This is a genomic window from Cupriavidus sp. YAF13 (assembly GCF_052113425.1).
In the GTDB taxonomy this organism is placed as follows: domain Bacteria; phylum Pseudomonadota; class Gammaproteobacteria; order Burkholderiales; family Burkholderiaceae; genus Cupriavidus.
Window position 1 is genome coordinate 23,146 of sequence record NZ_JBFRDD010000053.1, and the last position, 21,626, is coordinate 44,771.

At 66.2% G+C, this 21,626-nt stretch carries 19 protein-coding genes; 16 read left to right on the forward strand and 3 right to left on the reverse strand.

Annotated features, from left to right (window positions below; genetic code table 11):
- Window positions 1-4: 4 nt before the first annotated feature.
- From AB4061_RS31905 to AB4061_RS31920, 4 genes are all read left to right on the forward strand, one after another.
- Window positions 5-1,018, forward strand: coding sequence for a Tim44 domain-containing protein (locus tag AB4061_RS31905; protein WP_441640211.1), 1,014 nt, complete (start codon window positions 5-7; stop codon window positions 1,016-1,018).
- Window positions 1,019-1,294: 276 nt separating this feature from the next.
- Window positions 1,295-1,969, forward strand: a complete 675-nt coding sequence (locus AB4061_RS31910) for a ubiquinone biosynthesis accessory factor UbiJ (protein ID WP_441640212.1) — start codon at window positions 1,295-1,297, stop codon at window positions 1,967-1,969.
- A gap of 105 nt (window positions 1,970-2,074) precedes the next feature.
- Window positions 2,075-3,652: a ubiquinone biosynthesis regulatory protein kinase UbiB gene (ubiB, locus tag AB4061_RS31915; RefSeq protein WP_416047571.1), complete on the forward strand. Its 1,578-nt coding sequence runs from the start codon at window positions 2,075-2,077 to the stop codon at window positions 3,650-3,652.
- Between the two features lie 71 nt (window positions 3,653-3,723).
- Entirely contained in the window at window positions 3,724-4,386 is a 663-nt protein-coding gene (locus tag AB4061_RS31920) for a methyltransferase domain-containing protein (RefSeq protein WP_441640213.1), read from the forward strand.
- 49 nt (window positions 4,387-4,435) lie between these two features.
- Here the strand turns inward: AB4061_RS31920 and AB4061_RS31925 are convergent, their stop codons facing one another.
- Window positions 4,436-5,044: a hypothetical protein gene (locus tag AB4061_RS31925; RefSeq protein ID WP_441640214.1), complete on the reverse strand. Its 609-nt coding sequence runs from the start codon at window positions 5,042-5,044 to the stop codon at window positions 4,436-4,438.
- 438 nt (window positions 5,045-5,482) lie between these two features.
- On the opposite strand from AB4061_RS31925, the gene AB4061_RS31930 reads away from it, so the two are divergent.
- From AB4061_RS31930 to AB4061_RS31960, 7 genes are all read left to right on the forward strand, one after another.
- Window positions 5,483-6,919 (forward strand): sodium:solute symporter family protein, encoded by a 1,437-nt coding sequence (locus AB4061_RS31930; protein WP_441640215.1) that lies wholly within the window; start codon window positions 5,483-5,485, stop codon window positions 6,917-6,919.
- A 199-nt stretch (window positions 6,920-7,118) separates the two neighbouring features.
- The gene (locus AB4061_RS31935; RefSeq protein ID WP_441640216.1) at window positions 7,119-7,484 is read left to right on the forward strand and encodes an FmdB family zinc ribbon protein; all 366 of its coding nucleotides are present in this window, start codon (window positions 7,119-7,121) and stop codon (window positions 7,482-7,484) included.
- A 14-nt stretch (window positions 7,485-7,498) separates the two neighbouring features.
- Window positions 7,499-8,197 carry a DUF502 domain-containing protein gene (locus AB4061_RS31940; RefSeq protein ID WP_441640217.1) on the forward strand — a complete coding sequence of 233 codons (699 nt, stop codon included), beginning with the start codon at window positions 7,499-7,501 and terminating at the stop codon, window positions 8,195-8,197.
- A gap of 43 nt (window positions 8,198-8,240) precedes the next feature.
- Complete coding sequence (aspS, locus tag AB4061_RS31945; RefSeq protein WP_441640218.1) at window positions 8,241-10,046, forward strand: aspartate--tRNA ligase; 1,806 nt, start codon at window positions 8,241-8,243, stop codon at window positions 10,044-10,046.
- A gap of 217 nt (window positions 10,047-10,263) precedes the next feature.
- Entirely contained in the window at window positions 10,264-11,154 is an 891-nt protein-coding gene (locus tag AB4061_RS31950) for a hypothetical protein (RefSeq protein ID WP_441640219.1), read from the forward strand.
- Between the two features lie 105 nt (window positions 11,155-11,259).
- A complete protein-coding gene (gene nudB, locus AB4061_RS31955) occupies window positions 11,260-11,733 on the forward strand; it encodes a dihydroneopterin triphosphate diphosphatase (protein ID WP_441640220.1) in 474 nt (157 codons plus the stop codon).
- The gene (locus AB4061_RS31960; RefSeq protein ID WP_441640221.1) at window positions 11,730-12,518 is read left to right on the forward strand and encodes an endonuclease/exonuclease/phosphatase family protein; all 789 of its coding nucleotides are present in this window, start codon (window positions 11,730-11,732) and stop codon (window positions 12,516-12,518) included. The genes nudB and AB4061_RS31960 overlap by 4 nt, the downstream gene beginning before the upstream one ends.
- Before the next feature lie 31 nt (window positions 12,519-12,549).
- Here AB4061_RS31960 and AB4061_RS31965 read toward each other — a convergent pair whose 3' ends face one another.
- The gene (locus AB4061_RS31965) at window positions 12,550-13,431 is read right to left on the reverse strand and encodes a LysR family transcriptional regulator (protein ID WP_441640222.1); all 882 of its coding nucleotides are present in this window, start codon (window positions 13,429-13,431) and stop codon (window positions 12,550-12,552) included.
- 135 nt (window positions 13,432-13,566) lie between these two features.
- On the opposite strand from AB4061_RS31965, the gene AB4061_RS31970 reads away from it, so the two are divergent.
- Window positions 13,567-14,166 carry a short chain dehydrogenase gene (locus AB4061_RS31970; protein ID WP_441640223.1) on the forward strand — a complete coding sequence of 200 codons (600 nt, stop codon included), beginning with the start codon at window positions 13,567-13,569 and terminating at the stop codon, window positions 14,164-14,166.
- On the opposite strand, the gene mobB is transcribed toward AB4061_RS31970, so the two are convergent.
- Window positions 14,154-14,708: a molybdopterin-guanine dinucleotide biosynthesis protein B gene (mobB, locus tag AB4061_RS31975; protein ID WP_441640224.1), complete on the reverse strand. Its 555-nt coding sequence runs from the start codon at window positions 14,706-14,708 to the stop codon at window positions 14,154-14,156. The two genes, AB4061_RS31970 and mobB, sit on opposite strands and share 13 nt — an antisense overlap.
- Before the next feature lie 141 nt (window positions 14,709-14,849).
- On the opposite strand from mobB, the gene clsB reads away from it, so the two are divergent.
- From clsB to AB4061_RS31995, 4 genes are all read left to right on the forward strand, one after another.
- Window positions 14,850-16,166, forward strand: a complete 1,317-nt coding sequence (gene clsB / locus AB4061_RS31980; RefSeq protein WP_441640225.1) for a cardiolipin synthase ClsB — start codon at window positions 14,850-14,852, stop codon at window positions 16,164-16,166.
- A 368-nt stretch (window positions 16,167-16,534) separates the two neighbouring features.
- Window positions 16,535-17,125 (forward strand): TetR/AcrR family transcriptional regulator, encoded by a 591-nt coding sequence (locus tag AB4061_RS31985; protein ID WP_043343612.1) that lies wholly within the window; start codon window positions 16,535-16,537, stop codon window positions 17,123-17,125.
- Window positions 17,126-17,198: 73 nt separating this feature from the next.
- Complete coding sequence (locus AB4061_RS31990) at window positions 17,199-18,986, forward strand: acyl-CoA dehydrogenase C-terminal domain-containing protein (RefSeq protein ID WP_441640226.1); 1,788 nt, start codon at window positions 17,199-17,201, stop codon at window positions 18,984-18,986.
- Between the two features lie 203 nt (window positions 18,987-19,189).
- Complete coding sequence (locus AB4061_RS31995) at window positions 19,190-21,616, forward strand: 3-hydroxyacyl-CoA dehydrogenase/enoyl-CoA hydratase family protein (RefSeq protein ID WP_441640227.1); 2,427 nt, start codon at window positions 19,190-19,192, stop codon at window positions 21,614-21,616.
- The last annotated feature ends 10 nt before the right edge of the window (window positions 21,617-21,626 follow it).

Below are 21,626 nucleotides of genomic sequence, written 5' to 3' on the forward strand. Positions count from 1 at the left end.
TGATATGTCGCTATTTCGCGCAAAATTCATGGCGGGTGTGCTGATTGGCACGCTCGCCCTCGGCATGGCGCTCGACGCCAATGCCAAACGCCTCGGCGGGTCGCGCAGCATCGGCAAGCAATCGTCCGGCGTGACGCAACGCCAGCAGGCACCGGCACAGCAATCGCCGAACCAGACGCCCGCGCAGCAGGCACCGGCCCAGCAAGCCGCGCCCGCCGCCGCCGGCGCGGGGGCAGCCGCTGCTGCCGCACCCAAGCGTAACTGGGGTGGCATGCTTGGCGGCATCGCCGCCGGCCTGGGCATTGGCTGGCTGCTGTCGCACTTCGGCCTGGGTGGCGCCGCCATGGGCTTCCTGTCCAACCTGATCCTGATCGCCCTGGTGGCATTCGCCGCAATCTGGCTGATCCGCAAGTTCCGCGGTGGCGCCAAGGCGCCGCAGCAACCGGCCTATGCCGGTGCGGCAGCCGGCAGCGGCTCGGGTAACGGGTTTGGCGGCAGCAACGAACCGGTTCTGCGCCAACAAGTGCCGGCTGGCGCACCCAATCCGGTAATGCCCACGCCCGGTTCCGTCGCATCGATGCAGTCCGCCGCACCGGTGATGGCTGGCGCGGCAGCGGCAGCAGGCGCGGCCCAGCCCTGGGGCGTGCCGGCCGACTTCGACACCCAAGCCTTCCTGCGCAACGCCAAGGTCTACTACGTACGCCTGCAGGCAGCCTGGGACGCCGGCAATCTCGAGGACATCCGCGAGTTCACCACGCCGGAAATGTTCGCCGAGATCAAGATGGACCTGTCCGAGCGCGGCACCGAGGTCAACAAGACCGACGTGGTCACGCTGGAAGCCGAACTGCTCGGCATCGAAGACAGCCCGGCCCAGCATCTGGCCAGCGTGCGCTTCTCCGGCATGATCCGCGAAAAGGCCGGCGATCCCGCCCAGCCCTTCGCCGAAGTCTGGAATCTGGCCAAGCCGGTAAGCGGCCCCGGCGGCTGGCTGCTGGCAGGGATCCAACAAACTTCCTGAGTGCAGGGAGTGCCTTGCCGGCAGGTTCAAGGCCGGCAGGTGGCATAGAATGGAGGCCCACGTGAAAACGTGGGCTTTTTTTGTTTGCGGGGGTTGGGGGGCGTTGCTTGATTTGAAAGTCAAAGTCAACGTCAAAGGCAGTTTCACCCCCCCTGCGGGGCGGCGAAACTGCAGTTGCTTTTGACGTTAAGCCGTTGAAGTTGATTTTGACTTTAGAACCGACCAACCCAACCCACTACCCTGAAAGGCCCGCCCCCAGCCCCGCCCAATCCAATCATGACCACCCTCCCCACCCCCCTGGCCACCCCCCCGATCACCGCCCTGAACCACCTGCTGGAACAGGAACCCTGGGCAACCACCATGCTCCAGCCCTTCGCTGGCCGCATCATCCGCTTTGACGCGGCCGCGTTCACGCTCGCATTGAAGGTGACGGGGCAGGGCCTGACGGAGCTGGCCCCGGTGGATGAAACCCCGGCGGTCACGCTGACCGTGCCGCTGCAGCAGTGGCCGCTGGTGGCTTCGGACGTGGCGGGCGGCGGCCAGGCGGCGGCGATGAAGCATGTGCGCATCGAGGGAGATGCCGAGCTGGCCAACACGGTCTCCACGCTGGCCCGCAGCCTGCGCTGGGATGCGGCCGAGGACCTGTCGCGCGCATTGCGCGGCATCCTGGGCGGCCCGGTGAGCGATAGCGTGGCGCAACGGGTGGTGGACGGCGTGCAGCAGGTGCATGCCCAGGCCACGCGGGTGGGTCGCGCGCTGGTCGATAACGTGACCGAATATCTGCTCGACGAGCAGCCGACCCTGGTGCGCCACGCGGCGCTCGACGAGTTCGGCGCCGGTGTGAGCGCGCTGCGCGACGACCTCGCCCGGCTGGAAAAGCGGCTGGAAAAGCTGGAGCAGCGCACCCGCTCCGAGCGTGGCGCCGGCACGTTGCCGTCCGCCCATCGCTGATCGCCCGCGGCCTGCCGCCGCCAGACCCCTGCTCAATTGCGCATCCACGGCTTTATCCATTGCCAGACCGGCCAAGCAGCACGGCCCCAACACTGAAGAACCTGCATGACCCGCTTCCTGCGCCTTTGCAAGATCGTTTTCGTCATCCTCTACTACGGCCTGGACGAACTCGTGCTGTCTGGTTTCAAGAGCCGCCGCATCCGTTTCCTGGTGCGTGTCATTACCATTGGCCGCAAGCTCGACATGCCCCGGGGCGAACGCCTGCGCCTGGCGCTGACGCGCCTGGGGCCGATCTTCGTCAAGTTTGGCCAGGTGCTCTCCACCCGGCGCGACCTGATGCCCGAGGACATCGCCGACGAGCTCGCCAAGCTGCAGGACCAGGTGCCGCCGTTCGATTCGGTCGTGGCGGTCAAGATCATCGAGCGCTCGCTGGGCCGGAAGCTGGCGACGCTGTTCGAGAGCTTCGACCACAAGCCGGTGGCCAGCGCGTCCATCGCCCAGGTTCACTTCGCCATCCTGAAGGGCGGCCCCAACCACGGCCGCGAAGTCGCCGTGAAGGTCCTGCGCCCGGGCATGCTGCCGGTCATCGACAGCGACCTGGCGCTGATGCGGGACCTGGCCGCCTGGCTTGAGCGTTTCTGGGCTGACGGCAAGCGCCTGAAGCCGCGCGAGGTCGTCGCCGAGTTCGACAAATACCTGCACGACGAACTCGACCTGATGATCGAGGCCGCCAACGCCAGCCAGCTGCGCCGCAACTTTGCCGACACCAAGCTGCTGCTGGTGCCCGAGGTGTTCTGGGACTGGTGCAGCAGCGAGGTCTTCGTGATGGAGCGCATGCATGGGATCCCCATCTCGCGCACCGAGTCGCTCAGGGCGGCTGGCGTCGACATGCACCTGCTGGCGGAGGAGGGCGTAGAGATCTTCTTCACGCAGGTGTTCCGTGACGGGTTCTTCCACGCCGACATGCACCCGGGCAATATCCTGGTGTCGGTGGCGCCGCAGAGTTTTGGGCGCTACATTGCGCTGGATTTCGGCATCGTCGGCGCGCTGTCCGAGTTCGACAAGAACTACCTGGCGCAGAACTTCATCGCCTTCTTCCGCCGCGACTACCATCGCGTGGCGTTGCTGCACGTGGAGTCGGGCTGGGTGCCGGCCCATACGCGGGTGGAGGAACTGGAGAGCGCGGTACGGGCGTGCTGCGAGCCCTATTTCGACAAGCCGCTCAAGGAGATCTCGCTGGGCATGGTGCTGATGCGCCTGTTCCAGACCTCGCGCCGCTTCAATGTCGAGATCCAGCCGCAACTGGTCCTCCTGCAGAAGACCTTGCTCAATATCGAAGGGCTGGGGCGCCAGCTCGATCCGGACCTGGACCTGTGGAAGACCGCCAAGCCCTTCCTCGAGAAATGGATGCACGAGCAGGTTGGCTGGAAGGGTGCCTGGGAACGCATCCAGGTGGAGGCCCCCCAATGGGCCAAGATGCTGCCCGACTTCCCGCGCCTGGCGCACCAGTTTCTCGAGCGCCGCGCACTGGTCGACAATGGCCAGCAGGAGAAGCTGCTGGCCGCCCTGGTCGCCGAGCAGCGCCGCACCAACCGCCTGGTCGGCACGGCCTTGTTGCTGGTTGGCGGGTTCATCGCCGGGGTGGTGCTGACCGAGTTGCTGGCCTGGGTTGGCTACTGGTAGCGCGCGGGATAGTGCCCAGGATAGGGCCTAGGATAGTGCCCAGATTCGCCCGGGCCACGAATGCAAAGTTGATGGAATGCAACGCAGTGGAGGCTAGCTTGACCAAATCCGATAAGGCGCCGAACAAGGCCGCAGCCCCGCCAGCCTTTGCCACGCGCGACGCGGGGGATCCGGCTTTCTGGGATGAGCGCTTCGAGAAGGGCTTCATGCCCTGGGACCTGGGCGGCGTGCCGGCCGATTTCGAGGCCTTCGCCAGCGCGATGGCGCCGTGCCCAACGCTAATTCCCGGCTGTGGCAACGGCTGGGAAGCGGGATGGCTCCATGCGCGCGGCTGGCCGGTGACCGCCATTGATTTCTCGCCCGAGGCCGTGGCCAGCGCGCGCCGCGCGCTGGGGCCGGCCGGGGCCGTCGTGCACGAGGCGGATTTCTTTGCCTTTGCGCCCGAGCCTGCCTGCCAGTGGATTTACGAACGGGCCTTCCTGTGCGCCTTGCCGCCAGCCATGCGGGCCGGCTACGCCGCCCGCGTGGCGCAACTGCTGCCGCCGGGCGGCCTGCTGGCCGGCTTCTTCTTCCTGGACGAGACGCGCGGCGGGCCGCCTTTCGCCATCCCCGAGGCCGAACTGCGCGCGCTGCTTGCGCCGGCCTTCGAGCTGGTGGAGGCGCGGGCCGCCACTGGCTCGCTGCCGGTATTTGCCGGCCGCGAGCAGTGGCAGGTCTGGCGCCGCAGTGCTTAGGTTTCAGGCTTCAAGCTTTAGGGTTCAGCCGCAGGCGTCGGCCTTTGCCTCAGCCGCGCACGCGGGCGTTGTGCTTGTCGTGGTAGATCGCCCGGCTGTCGCGGTTTTCGGCGCGCTGGATGCCACGCTGCGCGCCGGCGCCGACATGGCCGTTGGCGCCGGCGCGCGCTTCGCGCCGATCCACGTGAGCCTGGCCGCGTTCGAGGCTGCCGGCCTCGCGGTTGGTGAGCGAGCCGTTGGCCACGCCGTTCTTGATGCGCTGCTCTTGGTTGATATTGCGCTGCACGTCGGCCTGCATGCGCTGCGACGAGGCACTGGCGGGGTTGCCGGTGATGCCGTTATGCGTGTCATGTGCGATGTCGCGGCTCACGTGGTTCTCGGCACGCTGGATCGACGCTTGCTCGCGCGGGGAGACCGAGCCGTTGGCCAGGGCGTGTGCTTCCATGTGGTCCACGCGTGCGGTCTGCTTTTCCAGGCTGGCCGCTTCGCGCGTGCTCAGGCTGCCGGATTTCAGGCCGTTCTCGATGCGCTGTTCCTGGTTGACGTTGCGCTGCACATCCTGCGAAACCGCCGCGGTCTGGGCGCTGGCCAGGCCGGCGCCGAGCAGGCCTGCGGCAATCATCAGGGTCTTGAGCATCTTGGTTTGGCGGTTCGACATGGTGTTCTCCTTTTCCTCGTTGGGCCGTGTGCGGCAGCGTGGCTCGTGGGCGCGGCGCCCGATGTTGCTGCCTTGGCTGCGGCGGACATGGCGCGCTGACCCAGGGTTTGTAAGCTGTGTAACCGCGCGTAAGCCGCAAGGCTTGCACACCATGGCGGGGCGCCGCGGCCGCGGCGGGCCTCCACGGCGCAGTCCACGTCACCTGTGGCGCCAGGGCTGCACCGTGCTGGCCAATTTCCGCGTGGCGGCGGGTTTTTTTCTCGCCGCGCGGCAGGCGTCGTTATAATCCGCGTTTTGATTCGGCTACGACCGCAGGCTAGCTCAGCCACCCATGCGGCCCCGACCGATGAATTGGACTCCGGGCAAGGCTGGCCGCAAATCCCGCCTCACCGGCAACCGGTTTCTCGCCGCAAGGGCACTTTGGGATAGGGCAGCAGCATGCTGATCTGGTTCGTCATCATCTATTGGGTAATCTCCGTCGGCATTGGCCTGTGGGCCGCGCTGCGCGTGCGCAACGCCACCGACTTCGCGGTCGCCGGCCGCAGCCTGCCGTTCTACATCGTCACCGCCACCGTGTTCGCGACATGGTTCGGCTCGGAGACGGTGCTGGGCATCCCCGCGGTCTTCCTCAAGGAGGGCTTGTCGGGGGTAGTGTCCGATCCCTTTGGTTCCTCGCTTTGCCTGATCCTGGTCGGCCTGTTCTTCGCGCGCCCGCTGTACCGGATGAACCTGCTCACCATCGGCGATTACTATCACAATCGCTACGGGCGGCTGGCCGAGGTGCTGACCACACTGTGCATCGTGATGTCCTACCTGGGCTGGGTTGCGGCGCAGATCAAGGCACTCGGGCTGGTGTTCTTCACCGTCTCGGACGGCGCGCTGTCACAGGAAGCCGGCATGATGATCGGGGCCGCCAGCGTGCTGGTGTACACCCTGTTCGGCGGCATGTGGGCCGTGGCGGTGACCGACTTCATCCAGATGATCATCATCGTGATCGGGATGCTGTATATCGGCTATGAAGTCAGCGGCCAGGCCGGCGGTGTGGCCGCGGTGGTGTCGCATGCGGCGGCGGCCGGCAAGTTCGAATTCCTGCCCTCGCTGGACCTGATCCAGATCATCGGCTTCGCGGCCGCGCTGTTCACCATGATGCTGGGGTCGATCCCGCAGCAGGACGTGTTCCAGCGCGTGACCTCGTCGCGCACCGAGAAGATTGCCGGGCGCGCTTCGGTGCTGGGCGGCGTGCTCTACTTCTGCTTTGCCTTCATCCCGATGTTCCTGGCCTATTCGGCCACCATGATCGACCCGGAGATGGTGCAGAAGTACATCAATACCGATTCGCAGCTGATCCTGCCCAAGCTGATCCTGACGCACGCGCCCATGTTCGCCCAGGTGATGTTCTTCGGCGCGCTGCTGTCCGCCATCAAGAGCTGCGCCTCGGCGACGCTGCTGGCACCGTCGGTCACCTTCGCCGAGAACATCCTGCGGCCCTATTTCCGCCATCTCGACGATCGCCGCTTCCTGCGCGTGATGCAGGCCGTGGTGCTGGTGTTCGCCGTGCTGGTGACGCTGTTCGCGCTGAACTCGCATCTGTCCATTTTCCATATGGTGGAAAATGCTTATAAGGTCACTCTGGTGTCGTCGTTCGTCCCGCTGGCCTTTGGCATGTTCTGGAAGCCGGCCACGCGCCAGGGCGGCCTTGCCGCGATCATCCTCGGGCTGGTTTCCTGGCTGTGCTGCGAGATCGCTTTCGCCGATGCGGCGGTGCCGCCGCAGATGGTCGGCCTGCTGGTCTCCATGGGCGGCATGGTGTTCGGCTCGCTGCTGCCGCAGTGGATCAACGACCATCCGCGTGTCAAGGAAGTCCATCTGGCCTGAGCGTTGCGGGCATCCGGCGGGCCACGCGTGGCTTCGAAGGCATTTCCAGCCCTTTTTCCGCCGGCCCGGCGTTCTCAGAACGGTTTATAATTCAAGGCTTTGCACCGCAAGGTGCGCGCACGGGAGTGGCAACTTCCCGCTCGGCGCGGCCATGCGGTTCCATCCAATTTCCGTTCCAGACTCCTTGCGGAGAGCCACTATGCCGATCTATGCCTATCGTTGCGACGCCTGCGGCCACGGGCGCGATGTGCTGCAGAAAATGAGCGATGCCCCGCTCACCGACTGCACATCCTGCGGCGCGAAGGGCACGTTCAAGAAACAACTGACCGCCGCGGGCTTCCAGCTCAAGGGGTCGGGCTGGTACGTCACCGATTTCCGCGGTGGCAACGGTGGCACGTCCGCTGCGCCCGCCACGGCGGCCGCAGGCAGCGCCACCGAGGGCAAGAGTGAAGCAGCGGCACCGGCCTCGTCCGGCGCAGCCACTGATTCCTCCAGCACCAGCACCGTCAGCACGGCGCCGACCAGCACTGCCGGCGGTTCCGGCAGCGCCGTCGCCAGCCATTGAGGGCAGAACGCATCGTGCCGGCGAAGAAGACTTCCGCCCTCAAGACCTGGTTCCTCACCGGGCTATTGGTGCTGGTGCCGCTGGGCATCACGCTATGGGTGTTGAACCTGGTCATCAGCACCATGGACCAGAGCCTGGCGCTGCTGCCTGAAGCCTGGCAGCCGGTCCAGCTGTTCAAGGTGCGCATCCCGGGCCTGGGCGCCATCCTGACGGTGGTGTTCATCCTGCTGGTCGGCCTGCTGGCCCACAACTTCATCGGCCAGCGGCTGGTGCGCTGGTGGGAAGCGCTGCTGCGCCATATCCCGGTGGTCGGGCCGATCTATACCAGCGTCAAGCAGGTTTCGGATACGCTGCTTTCCTCGTCCGGCAATGCCTTTCGCAAGGCGCTGCTGGTGCAGTACCCGCGCGAGGGCTCGTGGACCATCGCATTCCTCACCGGCCGTCCCGGCGGCGATGTGCAGAATCATCTGCAGGGCGAGTACGTCAGCGTCTACGTGCCGACCACGCCTAATCCGACCTCGGGCTTCTTCCTGATGATGCCCAAGGCCGATACCATCGAACTCGACATGACCGTCGACGCCGCGCTGAAGTACATCGTCTCGATGGGCGTGGTGGCGCCGACCGAGCTGCCGCGCAAGAGCGGCTCGGCGCGCGCCGGTGAGGCGGAGGCAGAAGCCCTCGCCGAGTCCGCCGGCTCATCGCATTCAAATTGATCGCCGGCCGCATCGGCGGCCGCGTTATTCCGGGAATTCTCTTATGTCCTCCATGCGTACTCACTATTGCGGTCTCGTGACCGAACAACTCTCGGGCCAGGAAGTGGCTCTCACCGGCTGGGTGCAGCGTCGCCGCGATCACGGTGGCGTGATCTTCATCGACCTGCGCGACCGCGAAGGCCTGGTGCAGGTGGTGTGCGATCCCGATCGCCCCGAGATGTTCAAGGCAGCCGAAGAGATCCGCAACGAGTTCTGCGTGCGCATCACCGGCAAGGTGCGGCCGCGTCCGGCCGGCACCGAGAACACCAACCTGACCTCGGGCAAGATCGAGGTGCTGTGCCATGAGCTGACCGTGCTCAACCCGTCGGTCACGCCCCCGTTCCAGCTCGATGACGACAACCTGTCCGAGACCACCCGCCTGACGCACCGCGTGCTGGACCTGCGCCGCCCGCAGATGCAGTACAACCTGCGCCTGCGCTACAAGGTGGCCATGGAAGTGCGCAAGTACCTGGACGCGCAAGGCTTCATCGACATCGAAACCCCGATGCTGGGCAAGAGCACGCCCGAGGGCGCGCGCGACTACCTGGTGCCGTCGCGGACCAACCCGGGCCACTTCTTCGCGCTGCCGCAGTCGCCGCAGATCTTCAAGCAGATGCTGATGGTGTCGGGCTTCGACCGCTACTACCAGATCACCAAGTGCTTCCGCGACGAGGACCTGCGTGCCGACCGCCAGCCCGAGTTCACGCAGATCGACTGCGAGACCTCGTTCCTGAACGAGCAGGAGATCCGCGACCTGTTCGAGGACATGATGCGCACGGTGTTCAAGAACGCCATCGACGTCGACCTGGACGCCAGCTTCCCCGTGATGGAATTCCGCGAAGCCATGGCTCGCTTTGGTTCGGACAAGCCTGACCTGCGCGTCAAGCTCGAGTTCACCGAACTGACCGACGCCATGAAGGACGTCGACTTCAAGGTGTTCTCCGGCCCCGCCAATAGCGAGAACGGCCGCGTGGTTGGCCTGTGCGTGCCGGGCGGCGCCGCCATCTCGCGCAGCGAGATCGATGCCTACACCCAGTTCGTCGCCATCTACGGCGCCAAGGGCCTGGCCTGGATCAAGGTCAACGAAGTGGCCAAGGGCCGCGACGGCCTGCAATCGCCGATCGTCAAGAACCTGCACGACGCGGCCATCGCGGAGATCCTGAAGCGCACCGGCGCCAAGGACGGCGACATCATCTTCTTCGGCGCGGACAAGGCCAAGGTCGTCAACGACGCCATCGGTGGCCTGCGCCTGAAGATCGGCCACTCCGAGTTCGGCAAGACCCACGGCCTGTTCGAGGACGTGTGGAAGCCGCTGTGGGTGATCGACTTCCCGATGTTCGAGTACGACGAGGACGATGCCCGCTGGGTCGCCATGCACCACCCGTTCACCAGCCCCAAGGACGAGCACATGCAGTACCTGGAAACCGATCCGGGCAAGTGCATCGCCAAGGCCTACGACATGGTCCTGAACGGCTGGGAAATGGGCGGCGGCTCGGTGCGGATCTTCCGTGAGGACGTGCAGAGCAAGGTGTTCCGCGCCCTGAAGATCGGCGAGGAAGAAGCCCGTGCCAAGTTCGGCTACCTGCTGGACGCGCTGCAATATGGCGCGCCCCCGCACGGCGGCCTGGCCTTCGGCCTGGATCGCATCGTCACCATGATGGCCGGCGCCGATTCGATCCGCGACGTGATCGCCTTCCCCAAGACCCAGCGCGCGCAAGACTTGCTCACGCAAGCACCGAGCTCGGTCGACGAGAAGCAACTGCGCGAGCTGCATATCCGCCTGCGCGCCGCGGAGCCGAAGACGGCCTGAGCCGGGGTTCAGACTGCTTGAAAAGGCCGCGCGACAGCGCGGCCTTTTTTGCATTGGTGGCTGCGATTCATGCCACGTGCCACAGCCAGCCCCCAATCGCTGGTTTCCAATTGTTACATCGCGGAACGAAGCCCCCTCCCGCCCAGTCTTCTCCCTTTATAGCGCCAAGCCGCAAGCCCAATTCGAAGGCACGACGGCCGCGCGGGAGGATTTTGCCGTGCACCTGGATGTAGAACTGATTCGCCAGTTTTTACTGGCCCATGCCGAGACCATCCTCACCTGGCTGGCGGCCGGGCTGGCGATGATGATGCTGGCGCGTTTCGAGCTGCGGCGCGCGGTGCGCCGCTCGGCGGTGGCCATGTCGGAGTCCGTGGCGACCACGGTGGCGGCTTGTGTGCCGGATATCGCGCATGCTGCGAAGACCGGCGGCGGTGGGGGCGTGCCGATGCTGGAGCCGGTGGAGATGCAGCGCGCCGAAGCCCTGCGCCGGGTGGCGCTGGATACGGTGGGCACCGTCATGGCGCGCGGGCGCTGGCTGGAGGACCTTGGCAACCTGAGGCTGCCCGATGACGCTTTGCTGCAGGGCAGCCGCGCGGGCGGCGCGGATCCGTTGCTGGTGGTCGCGCCGCAGCCGGTGGTGCAGGCTTACCTGACGGCCCAGCGCAGCTTCGATGAGTACGTTGTGAAGCTGCGCGACGAGCGTCGCGAAGCGCTGCGGCTGCAGGACGGCTTGCAGGCGCTGGTCGCGGAGGCCGCGCATATCGAGCAGGAGACCGGCAGCATCGTGATGCGCTTCGAGCAGGTCAATGCACAGGCCGCCCAAGGTGTGGAAGCCGGTGACTACCAGCGCTTCCTGATCCAGAAATACAACACGCTGGGCGTGCGCGAAAAAGAGATCGCGCACGAGCGCGCGCAGTTGCAGGCGCAGGTCCAGCAATGCGCGGACCGCCTGGCCGCGCATGCGCAGGTGGCTTCGCGCGAGTACACGCGCGCGCTGACCCCGTTGATGCAGCAACTGCGCGCCGCGTGGGGCCACGGCGACTCGCCGGGCGTATTCGAGACCTGGTTGCGCGAGACGCCGGCTCCGTCCAGCGTCCACGCTGCATGACTGGGCGCGGGCAGCAAGATCGCCATGTTCGTGATGCCCGCCATGTTTCCCATGGTGCCCGGGCGCATCTGCGGTAAGCTTGGGGACGCCGTTTGCCCTATCCCCATGTCCTACAAAATTCCTGAATCCGTCCTGGTTGTGATCCACACGCCAGACCTGCAAGTGCTGTTGATCGAGCGCGCCGACCGGCCGGGCTACTGGCAGTCGGTCACCGGCAGCCTGGACACGCCCGACGAGCCGCTCGGGCTGACGGCCGCGCGCGAGGTGGCCGAGGAAACCGGCCTGATCGCCGCCGAGCACCGGCTGGACGACTGGAACCACACCATCGAGTACGAAATCTACCCGCAGTGGCGCCACCGCTACGCGCCGGGCGTGACACGCAACACCGAGCACTGGTTTGGCTTGCGTGTCGCGCAGCCGGTGCCGGTGACGCTGGCGCCGCGCGAGCACCTGCAGTATCAGTGGCTGCCGTGGCAGGAGGCCGCCGCGCTCTGCTTCTCGACCAGCAATGCCGAGGCGGTGCTGCAGTTGGGCTGGCGGGTGCAGGGGCAGCGTGCGGCTTGCGGAGCGGACCTATGAGGCTGCGCGTCGTCACCTACAACATTCATAAGGGCGTGACCGGCATCAAGGGCAAGTCGCGTATCCATAACGTGCGCGATGGCCTGCACGTGGTGAATGCCGACATCGTCTTCCTGCAGGAGGTGCAGGATCGCAATGACCGCCTGGTGGCGGCAGCCTTGTTCGACCCGGATTACACCCAGCTCAACTACTTGGCGACCGACGCGTATCCGCATTCGGTCTACGGCCGCAATGCGGTGTACGACCACGGGCACCACGGCAATGCCATCCTGTCGCGCCATCCGATCCTGATGTCGGAAAACCTCGACATCTCCGACCATCGCTTCGAGCAGCGCGGCTTGCTGCACGCGGTAGCGGATATGAATGGGGTCGAGGCCCACCTGATCTGCGTGCATTTCGGCTTGTTCGCGCGCAGCCGCGCGCGCCAGGCGGAGGCACTGGTCAAGCGCGTGCAGGACGTGGTGCCAGCCGAGGCGCCGCTGTTGATCGCGGGGGATTTCAATGACTGGAACCACCGGCTCGACAACCTGATCTGCACCACGCTTGGGGCGACGGAGGTGTCCTCCGCGGGTGGCGCGCGGCTGCACACCTTTCCCAGCCACATGCCCTGGTGGCAACTCGACCGCATCTATGTGCGCGGCTTCGAGATCGAGCACGCCAGCGCGCTGACCGGCCGCGACTGGGCCCAGCGCTCGGACCACGTGCCATTGATGGCGGAGCTTGCACGCATTGCCGTGCCGGAGCGGCCGGTTGTCCACAAGGCCAGGGCAGGCACGACTTCCTGAGGGCTATCCCCAGGCCCTCCTCAGGTCCTCCTCAGGCCCCCATTTTCTCCAGCATGACGTCAACAAAGCAGGCCTGCTTGGGCAGCGGCCGGGGGTCGCGCGGATAGAGCAGGTGGACCGGCCTTGGCACTGGCATCGCGTTTTCCAGCAACGGGACCAGCAGCCCGGCGGCTATGTCCGCCGCCAGCAGCACTTCCGGCTGCATCACCACCCCACAGCCAGCCAGTGCCGCGCGCCGCAGCGCCTGGCCGTTGTTGGCCGCCAGCGGCACCGATGACTTGGGCGCCGCGCCATCCTCGGGGGCCGGCCACCCCATGCCTTGCGGCCACAACAGATGATTCAGACAGCGGTGCCCTGCCAGGTCCGCCAGCGTGCGCGGATGGCCCGCTTGCGCGAGGTAGGCCGGCGCCGCGCAGATCGCCATGCGATACGGCCGCAACGGGCGTGCCACCAGATGGTCGGAGCTGGCTAGTGCGCCGATGCGCACGGCGGCGTCGAAACCATCGGCAATCAGGTCGGTGAAAGCGTCGTCGAGCACCAGTTCCACGGTGACCTCCGGGTAGCGCAGCAGGTAGGCCGAGACCGCTTCGGCTACCGCGGTCTCCCCCAACGTCACCGGCGCGGTCACGCGCAGGCGGCCGCGTGGCTGGCTGTGCAGGCGCTCGGCCACGGTCTCCGCTTTGCGCACGCGCTCCAGGATCTGACGGCATTCCTCCAGGAACAGGTGGCCGGCTTCGGTCAGGCTCTGGCGGCGCGTGCTGCGTTGCAGCAGACGCACGCCCAGATGCCGCTCCAGCTGGCCGACATGCTTGCCTACCATCACCGCCGACAGGCCCAGCGCATCGGCGCAGGCGCTGAAGCTGCCGGCTTCGGCGGCGGCGGCAAACACTTCCATGCTGCGCAGCTTGTCCATGGATTGCTAATAAAAAATTAGGGATGCGCGAAATCCTAGCCCATTTATCCCTCCTGAATCCACTTTCACAATGCATTCCTGATGGCGGCAGAAAGAATGCCGTCTTCCTAGACAACCAGAACCATGGGGAATGCAATGAAAATTGTTGTGATCGGAGCCAGCGGAACGCTCGGGCAGGCGGTAGTACAGAACCTGTCGGCTCGCCACGACGTGGTGCGGGTCGGCAAGTCGCGCGGCGATCATCGGGTCGACCTGACCCGGCCGGAATCCGTGCAGGCCTTGTTCGAAGCGACCGGCCGGGTGGACGCCATCGTTGCCACGACCGGAAGCCTGTTTTTCGGGCCGCTCGCGCAGATGCGGGCCGAAGACTTCGAAATCGGGCTGCAGGACAAGTTGCTCGGACAGGTGCGGCTGGCGCTGGTTGGCCAGCATTTCCTGAACGACGGCGGCTCGATCACGCTCACCAGCGGCATTGTCGGCAGCGAGCCGATCCGCATGGGCGCCAATGCCGGCAGCGTCAATGCGGCGCTGGAAGGGTTCGTGCGTAGCGCGGCGCCCGAGCTGGAGCGCGGCCTGCGCATCAATGTGGTCAGCCCGACGGTAGTGCAGGAATCATGGCCCGCGTATGGCGATTTCTTCCCCGGCTTTGAGCCGGTGCCGGCGGCGCGCGTCGCGCTGGCCTTCCAGCGCAGTGTGGAAGGGCCGCGCAGCGGGCATGTCTATCAGGTCTGGTGAGGCTGCGCCAAGGCGGCGGCCAGTGCGGGCGTAAGTTCGAGCGCGCCGTCGCGGATGACCTGGCAGATCGCGTCAAGGTCCGCCAGGTCCAGCACGGGCAGGGCGGTGAGCACGGCCACCGCCTGCGGCTGGTCGCTGGCGACGGCCACGATGCTCGGCACTTCCGGCCACAGCGCAGGCCTGCCCAGGTCTGGGCGGAACACTTCCAGCTTGGGGAAATCGCTGCGCTTGTAACCCTCCACCAGCACCAGGTCCGTGTCGGCGGGCAGCACGGCCAGCGCATCGGCCAGCTCAGGCGAGGCCTCGGCTTCGGGATAGTGGCGCATCAGCGTGAGGTGCCGCGCGCCCACCAGCACGACGTTGGCGCAGCCTGCCTGGCGCATGCGCCAGGAGTCCTTGCCCGGGGTGTCCGGGTCAAAGCCATGGTGGGTGTGCTTGACGCCGGCCACGCGCAGGCCGGCGGCGGCGAAGCGCGGGATCACTTGATCCAGCAACGTGGTCTTGCCGCTGCCGGACGCACCGGAGATGCCGAAAACCTTCACGATGTCGGGGGGTGCGAGGGGATGAAACGGCGACGATAGCAGAGAACGGCCGCCGCGGCGCGCATGGCCCCACACGCTGTGTGCGCCGCGCGCGCCGCCGGGCGCACGCACAGGACATCGGCGTGCCTGATAATGTGGCTCATGTCATCGATTCCGCCCCCACGCCCGCCCCGCGCGCCGCCTCCCGCGCTTGCCGCAAGCCGCGACGATGCCCCCGCACGCGCGCCGCGGCATGCCGGCCCACTGCGCTCCGAATGGCGCCGCGGCAGGCCTCTGGGCGGCAACGCGGTCCGTTTGCTGCGCGGCGGCAATGAGTTCTTCCCGGCCTTGGTTGCCGCGATCGATCAAGCCGTATTCTCGGTTTCGCTCGAGACGTACATTTATGCCGACGATGCGGTCGGCGCGGCGGTGAGCGACGCGCTGATCCGTGCCGCCGGGCGCGGCGTGGCCGTGCACCTGGTGGTGGACGGTTTCGGCGCTGGCGACATGCCGGCCGGGCTCGCCGAGCGCCTGCGCGAGGGCGGGGCGAGCCTCAAGATCTTCCGTCCGCTGCGCCGCTTTAGCCTGGCACGGCGCAACCTGCGCCGGCTGCACCGCAAGCTGGCCGTGATCGACCAGCAGATCGGCTTTGTTGGCGGCATCAACATCATCGACGACCACAACCATGGGCCCTTCGAGAGCGCCGGGCTCGGCCCCCGCTACGATTTCGCGGTGGAGGTGCGGGGCCCGCTGGTCAACCAGATCGCGCTGACCGCCGAGCGCCTGTGGTGGCAGCTATCGCTGCGCGGCGAAATGCGCAGCGTCGGCCTGGCGGGGGTGGCGGCGGAGTTTCCGCTGATCACCGACCTGCCGCTGCCGCGCCAGGACCAGGCCGGCGGCATGCGCGCCGTGCTGCTGCTGCGCGACAACCTGCGCAACCGCCGCGCCATCGAGCGCCAGTACCTGCAGGCGTTGGGCAGCGCGCGGCGGGAAGTGATCATTGCCAACGCTTATTTCCTGCCTGGGCACAAGATGCGCCGCGCTCTGCTGGCGTGCCGCAAGCGCGGCGTGCGCGTGCGGCTGCTCCTCCAGGGCAGGGTCGAGTACCGTTTGCAGCACTATGCAACCCATTCGCTCTATGCAACCTTGCTCGGCGCCGGCGTGGAGATCTACGAATACGCCGATAGTTTTCTGCACGCCAAGGTGGCCGTGGTCGACGATGCCTGGGCCACGGTGGGCTCCAGCAACATGGACCCGTTCAGCCTGCTGCTGGCCCGCGAGGCCAATGTCGCGGTCTATGACGGCGCGTTCTGCGCCGAGCTGCGCCAGGAGCTGGAGCACGCCATTGCCTCGCGCAGCATCGAGGTCAAGGCCGCCACGCATGCGCGCCGTTCGGCGTTGCGCCGGGTGGCGAACTGGGCCGCTTATATGGTGCTGCGTGTCGGCGTGATCATCGCCGGCGTGACAGGGCGCTACTGATCGCGGGACAATACCCGGTGGGGCGATGCTGCTGTGCATCATTCGCGGCAACAAGGATCGATATCTCGCTGCGTCGCGGCATGTTGCGGCGCAGGAGCGCGGCCGCTGCGTTTAGAAACCCCGATCTAATTAAAAGCTTGCTGCCAGCGGGCGCGATCACAATAATCTGAACGGTCGTTCTTTTTTGCCTTAGACTGCGTGCATTCGCGTCTGCCAGGCGGTGAAGCAGTCAGCCGGGCAGCGAAAAAAATGCATAACGTCAGGGTCATACGCGGCGCGATCCGTTTCGCGCCGCGAAGAACGGAGAAAAAATCATGCGACACCAGTCAGCTCGTCTCGAATCCGCCACTTCCGCGTCCCCCGCGCCCATGCGCAAGGGGGAAATGACGCGCGTGGCAATTCTGGATGCCGCGCTGGAATTGTCGTCCCGCGACGGGCTCGAAGGCTTGACCATCGGGCTGCTCGCGGAACGCATGCAGATGAGCAAAAGCGGCGTGTTCGCGCATTTCGGTTCGCGCGAGGACTTGCAGGTGGAGGTGGTGCGCGAGTATCACCGCCGGTTCGAGCAGGAGGTTTTCTATCCCTCGCTGCACGAGCCGCGCGGGCTGCCGCGCCTGCAGTCCATGGTGCGCCGCTGGATGGAAAAGCGCATCCAGGAAGTGACCACGGGATGCATCTACATCAGCGGGGCGGTGGAGTACGACGACCGCGCGGAAAGCCCGGTGCGTGACGAACTCGTCAAGAGTGTCACCATCTGGCGCGCCGCGCTGACGCGTGCCATCGACCAGGCACGGGAAGAGGGGCACCTGCGCGCGGATTGCGATCCGCGCCTGATGCTGTTTGAAATGTACAGCCTTGAACTAGGCTTGCATCATGACGCCCGCTTCCTGCGCTTGCCCGCGAGTGCCGAGCTTGCCATGGTCGCGCTCAATAAATTGATTCAGTCCTACCGTACCTGACGCCGCCGCGGCGTCCCGTGCCGGATCGTGCACGGGCGGCGTAGCGGCTTTGCAAACCTCCAAGGAGTCTTTGATGGGCCAGTACACCGCACCGTTGCGCGACATGCAGTTCGTGCTCCATGAATTGCTCGGCGTGGAAGCCGAACTCAAGGCGCTGCCGAAGCACGCCGACGTTGACGCGGACACCATCAACCAAGTGCTTGAGGAAGCCGGCAAGTTCTGCTCCGAGGTCGTGTTCCCGCTCAACCAGAGCGGCGACCGCGAAGGCTGTACCTACGTCGGCGACGGCGTGGTGACGGCGCCCAAGGGCTTCAAGGAAGCGTACAAGCAGTACGTGGAAGCCGGCTGGCCGGCACTGGGCTGCGACCCCGAATACGGCGGCCAGGGCCTGCCTATCCTGGTCAACAATGCCTTGTACGAGATGCTGAACTCGGCCAACCAGGCGTGGACCATGTACCCCGGCCTGTCGCACGGCGCGTACGAAGCGCTGCATGCGCACGGCACGCCCGAGCTGCAGAAGGTCTACCTGCCCAAGCTGGTCTSCGGCGAGTGGACCGGCACCATGTGCCTGACCGAGCCGCATTGCGGCACCGACCTGGGCATCCTGCGCAGCAAGGCCGAGCCGCAGGCCGATGGCTCCTACACCATTACCGGCACCAAGATCTTCATCTCGGCCGGCGAGCACGATCTGTCCGCCAACATCATCCACCTGGTGCTGGCACGGCTGCCGGATGCCCCGCAGGGCACCAAGGGCATCTCGCTGTTCGTGGTGCCAAAGTTCGTCCCCGATGCGAGCGGCAACCCGGGCGAGCGCAACGGCATCAAGTGCGGCTCGATCGAGCACAAGATGGGCATCCACGGCAACGCCACCTGCGTGATGAACCTGGATGGCGCGCGCGGCTGGCTGGTGGGCGAGCCCAACAAGGGCCTGAACGCCATGTTCGTGATGATGAACGCCGCCCGCCTGGGCGTGGGCATGCAGGGCCTCGGGCTGACCGAGGTGGCCTACCAGAACTCGCTGGCGTATGCCAAGGACCGCCTGCAGATGCGCGCGCTGACCGGTCCCAAGGCCCCGGACAAGCCGGCTGACCCGATCATCGTGCACCCGGACGTGCGCCGCATGCTGCTGACGCAGAAGGCCTTTGCCGAAGGCGGCCGCGCGTTCAGCTACTGGACCGCGCTGCAGATCGACCGCGAACTGTCGCACCCGGACGAGTCCGTGCGCAAGGAAGCGGGCGACCTGGTTGCGTTGCTCACGCCCGTGATCAAGGCCTTCCTGACCGATAACGCGTTCACCGCCACCAACGAAGGCATGCAGGTGTTCGGCGGCCACGGCTACATCGCCGAGTGGGGCATGGAGCAGTATGTGCGCGACGCGCGTATCAACATGATCTACGAAGGCACCAACACCATCCAGGCGCTGGACCTGCTGGGGCGCAAGATCCTGGGCGACATGGGCGCCAAGATGAAGGCCTTCGGCAAGATCGTGCAAGCGTTCGTCGAGGAAGAGGGCACCAACGAAGCCATGCAGGAGTTCGTCAATCCGCTGGCCGACCTGGGCGACAAGGTGCAGAAGCTCACCATGGAAATCGGCATGAAGGCCATGGGCAACCCCGACGAAGTCGGCGCGGCCGCCGTGCCTTACCTGCGCGTGGTGGGCCACCTGGTGTTCTCGTACTTCTGGGCCCGCATGGCCAAGATCGCGCTGGAGAAGGAAGCCAGCGGCGACAAGTTCTACACCACCAAGCTGGCGACCGCACGCTTCTACTTTGCCAAGCTGCTGCCGGAGACGGCATCGCAGATCCGCATGGCACGCGCTGGTTCGGCCACGCTGATGGCGCTGGACGCGGATCTGTTCTGACGGACTGTTTGTCCTGAATTAATGCGGTTGTCTTAGCGCGGGCGCAAGCTGTTTGCCACGGCGCTGCGGATGCCGATGGTGTGCTCCCCTCTCCCATGAAATGGGAGAGGGGAGCACACCGGCAGCAGCAGGAACTGAAGCAACCCCAGCGCCACGCGCAGCCAGCCCACCTCATCTCAACGCTCACTTTCCTAGGAGCGCGCATGTCCAATTTCATCGTCAAGAAGGTCGCCGTGCTGGGTGCCGGCGTCATGGGGGCGCAGATCGCCGCCCATCTCGTCAACGCCCGCGTGCCCGTGGTGCTGTTCGACCTTCCGGCCAAGGAAGGCCCCAAGAACGGCATCTCGCTGCGTGCCATCGAGAACCTGAAGAAGCTCTCGCCGGCACCGCTGGGCATCAAGGACGAAGCCGGCCTGATCCAGGCTGCCAACTATGAGGACGACCTCGCGCTGCTCAAGGAGTGCGACGTGGTGATCGAGGCCATCGCCGAGCGCATGGACTGGAAGCACGATCTGTACAAGAAGGTCGCACCGCACCTGGCATCGCACACGATCTTCGCCACCAATACCTCGGGCCTGTCGATCACCGCGCTGTCCGATGGTTTCGACGCGGACCTGAAATCGCGCTTCTGCGGCGTGCACTTCTTCAACCCGCCGCGCTACATGCACCTGGTGGAGCTGATCCCGACCGCCACCACGCAGCCGGCGATCCTGGACCGCCTGGAAACCTTCCTGACTTCCACGCTCGGCAAGGGCGTGGTGCGCGCCAAGGACACGCCGAACTTCATCGCCAACCGCGTTGGCATCTTCTCGATCCTGGCGGTGTTCGCCGAGGCTGAGAAGTACGGCATCCCCTTCGACGTGGTCGACGACCTGACCGGCTCCAAGCTGGGCCGCGCCAAGTCCGCCACCTTGCGCACCGCCGATGTGGTGGGCCTGGACACCATGGCCCACGTGATCAAGACCATGCAGGACACCCTGCTGGACGATCCGTTCGCGCCGGTGTACAAGACGCCCGCCGTGCTCAAGGGGCTGGTGGATGCGGGCGCATTGGGCCAGAAGACCGGCGCCGGCTTCTACAAGAAGGAAGGCAAGGCCATCAAGGTGCTGGATCCCAAGACGGGCCAATACGTCGACTCGGGCAAGAAGGCCGACGAGATCGTGGTGCGCATGCTGAAGAAGGAACCGGCCGAGCGCATCAAGCTGCTGCGCGAGTCCACCAACCCGCAGGCGCAGTTCCTGTGGGCGGTGTTCCGCGACGTGTTCCACTACATCGGCGTCTACCTCGAGCAGATCGCCGGCTCCGCCGCCGATATCGACCTGGCGATCCGCTGGGGCTTCGGCTGGAATTCCGGCCCCTTCGAGGACTGGCAGTCGGCTGGCTGGAAGCAGGTGGCCCAGTGGGTGAAGGAAGACATCGAAGCCGGCAAGGGCCTGGCCAACGTGGCGCTGCCCGCATGGGTCTTCGAAGGGCCGGTGGCCGAGAACCAGGGCGTGCATGGCGCGCAGGGTTCATGGTCGCCCGCCGCGCAAGCCTTCGTGCAGCGCAATGCGTTGCCGGTGTACGAGCGCCAGGTGTTCCGTGCCACGGTCAAGGGCACTGCCGCAACGGATCCGCGCAAGGCCGGCCGCACCGTGGAAGAAAACGATGCCGTGCGCATCTGGGTGAGCGAGGGCCAGGACGATGTGCTGGTGGTCTCGTTCAAGAGCAAGATGAACACCATCGGCCCGGACGTGATCGACGGCCTGACGCGCGCCATCGACCTGGCCGAAGCCGAGTACAAGGGCCTGGTGGTGTGGCAGCCCACGTCGCTGCAACTGGGCGCGCCGGGCGGCCCGTTCTCCGCGGGCGCCAACCTGGAAGCCGCGATGCCGGCCTTCATGATGGGCGGCGCCAAGGGCATCGAGCCCTTCGTCAAGAAGTTCCAGGACGGCATGATGCGGGTGAAGTATTCCGCCGTGCCGGTGGTGTCGGCGGCGTCCGGCATCGCGCTGGGCGGCGGCTGCGAGCTGATGCTGCATTCGGCCAAGCGCGTGGCCGCGCTGGAAACCTATATCGGCCTGGTGGAAGTCGGCGTGGGCCTGGTGCCGGCCGGTGGCGGCCTGAAGGAGGCCGCGCTGGCTGCCGCACGTGCTGCGCAAGCCGCCGGCAGCACCAACTACCTGCAGTTCCTCACCAATCGCTTCCAGGCAGCGGCCATGGCCAAGGTCTCCTCCTCGGCGCTGGACGCGCAGAAGCTGGGCTACCTGCAGCCATCGGACACCATCGTGTTCAACGTGCATGAGCTGCTCTACGTGGCGCAGAACGAAGTGCGCGCGCTGTCCAACGCCGGCTACCGCGCCCCGGTGCCGGGCACGCTGGTGCCGGTGGCAGGCCGCTCCGGCATTGCCACCATCAAGGCGTCGCTGGCCAATATGCGCGACGGCGGCTTCATCTCCGCGCACGACTTCCTGATTGCCAGCCGCATCGCCGAGGCAGTGTGCGGCGGCGAAGTGGAAGCCGGCTCGCTGGTCAGCGAGGAATGGCTGCTGGCGCTGGAACGCAAGGCCTTTGTCGACCTGCTCGGCACGGGCAAGACCCAGGAACGCATCATGGGCATGCTGCAGACCGGCAAGCCGGTGCGCAACTAAGGCAAGCGAG

Coding starts and splice junctions, on each gene's coding strand:
- AB4061_RS31905 (WP_441640211.1), top strand. CDS start 5: ATGTCGCTATTTCGCGCAAAATTCATGGCGGGTGTGCTGATTGGCACG.
- clsB (WP_441640225.1), top strand. CDS start 14,850: ATGTCATCGATTCCGCCCCCACGCCCGCCCCGCGCGCCGCCTCCCGCG.
- aspS (WP_441640218.1), top strand. CDS start 8,241: ATGTCCTCCATGCGTACTCACTATTGCGGTCTCGTGACCGAACAACTC.
- AB4061_RS31985 (WP_043343612.1), top strand. CDS start 16,535: ATGCGCAAGGGGGAAATGACGCGCGTGGCAATTCTGGATGCCGCGCTG.
- AB4061_RS31935 (WP_441640216.1), top strand. CDS start 7,119: ATGCCGATCTATGCCTATCGTTGCGACGCCTGCGGCCACGGGCGCGAT.
- nudB (WP_441640220.1), top strand. CDS start 11,260: ATGTCCTACAAAATTCCTGAATCCGTCCTGGTTGTGATCCACACGCCA.
- AB4061_RS31925 (WP_441640214.1), bottom strand. CDS start 5,044: ATGTCGAACCGCCAAACCAAGATGCTCAAGACCCTGATGATTGCCGCA.
- AB4061_RS31960 (WP_441640221.1), top strand. CDS start 11,730: ATGAGGCTGCGCGTCGTCACCTACAACATTCATAAGGGCGTGACCGGC.
- AB4061_RS31995 (WP_441640227.1), top strand. CDS start 19,190: ATGTCCAATTTCATCGTCAAGAAGGTCGCCGTGCTGGGTGCCGGCGTC.
- AB4061_RS31930 (WP_441640215.1), top strand. CDS start 5,483: ATGCTGATCTGGTTCGTCATCATCTATTGGGTAATCTCCGTCGGCATT.
- AB4061_RS31970 (WP_441640223.1), top strand. CDS start 13,567: ATGAAAATTGTTGTGATCGGAGCCAGCGGAACGCTCGGGCAGGCGGTA.
- AB4061_RS31910 (WP_441640212.1), top strand. CDS start 1,295: ATGACCACCCTCCCCACCCCCCTGGCCACCCCCCCGATCACCGCCCTG.
- AB4061_RS31965 (WP_441640222.1), bottom strand. CDS start 13,431: ATGGACAAGCTGCGCAGCATGGAAGTGTTTGCCGCCGCCGCCGAAGCC.
- AB4061_RS31920 (WP_441640213.1), top strand. CDS start 3,724: ATGGAATGCAACGCAGTGGAGGCTAGCTTGACCAAATCCGATAAGGCG.
- ubiB (WP_416047571.1), top strand. CDS start 2,075: ATGACCCGCTTCCTGCGCCTTTGCAAGATCGTTTTCGTCATCCTCTAC.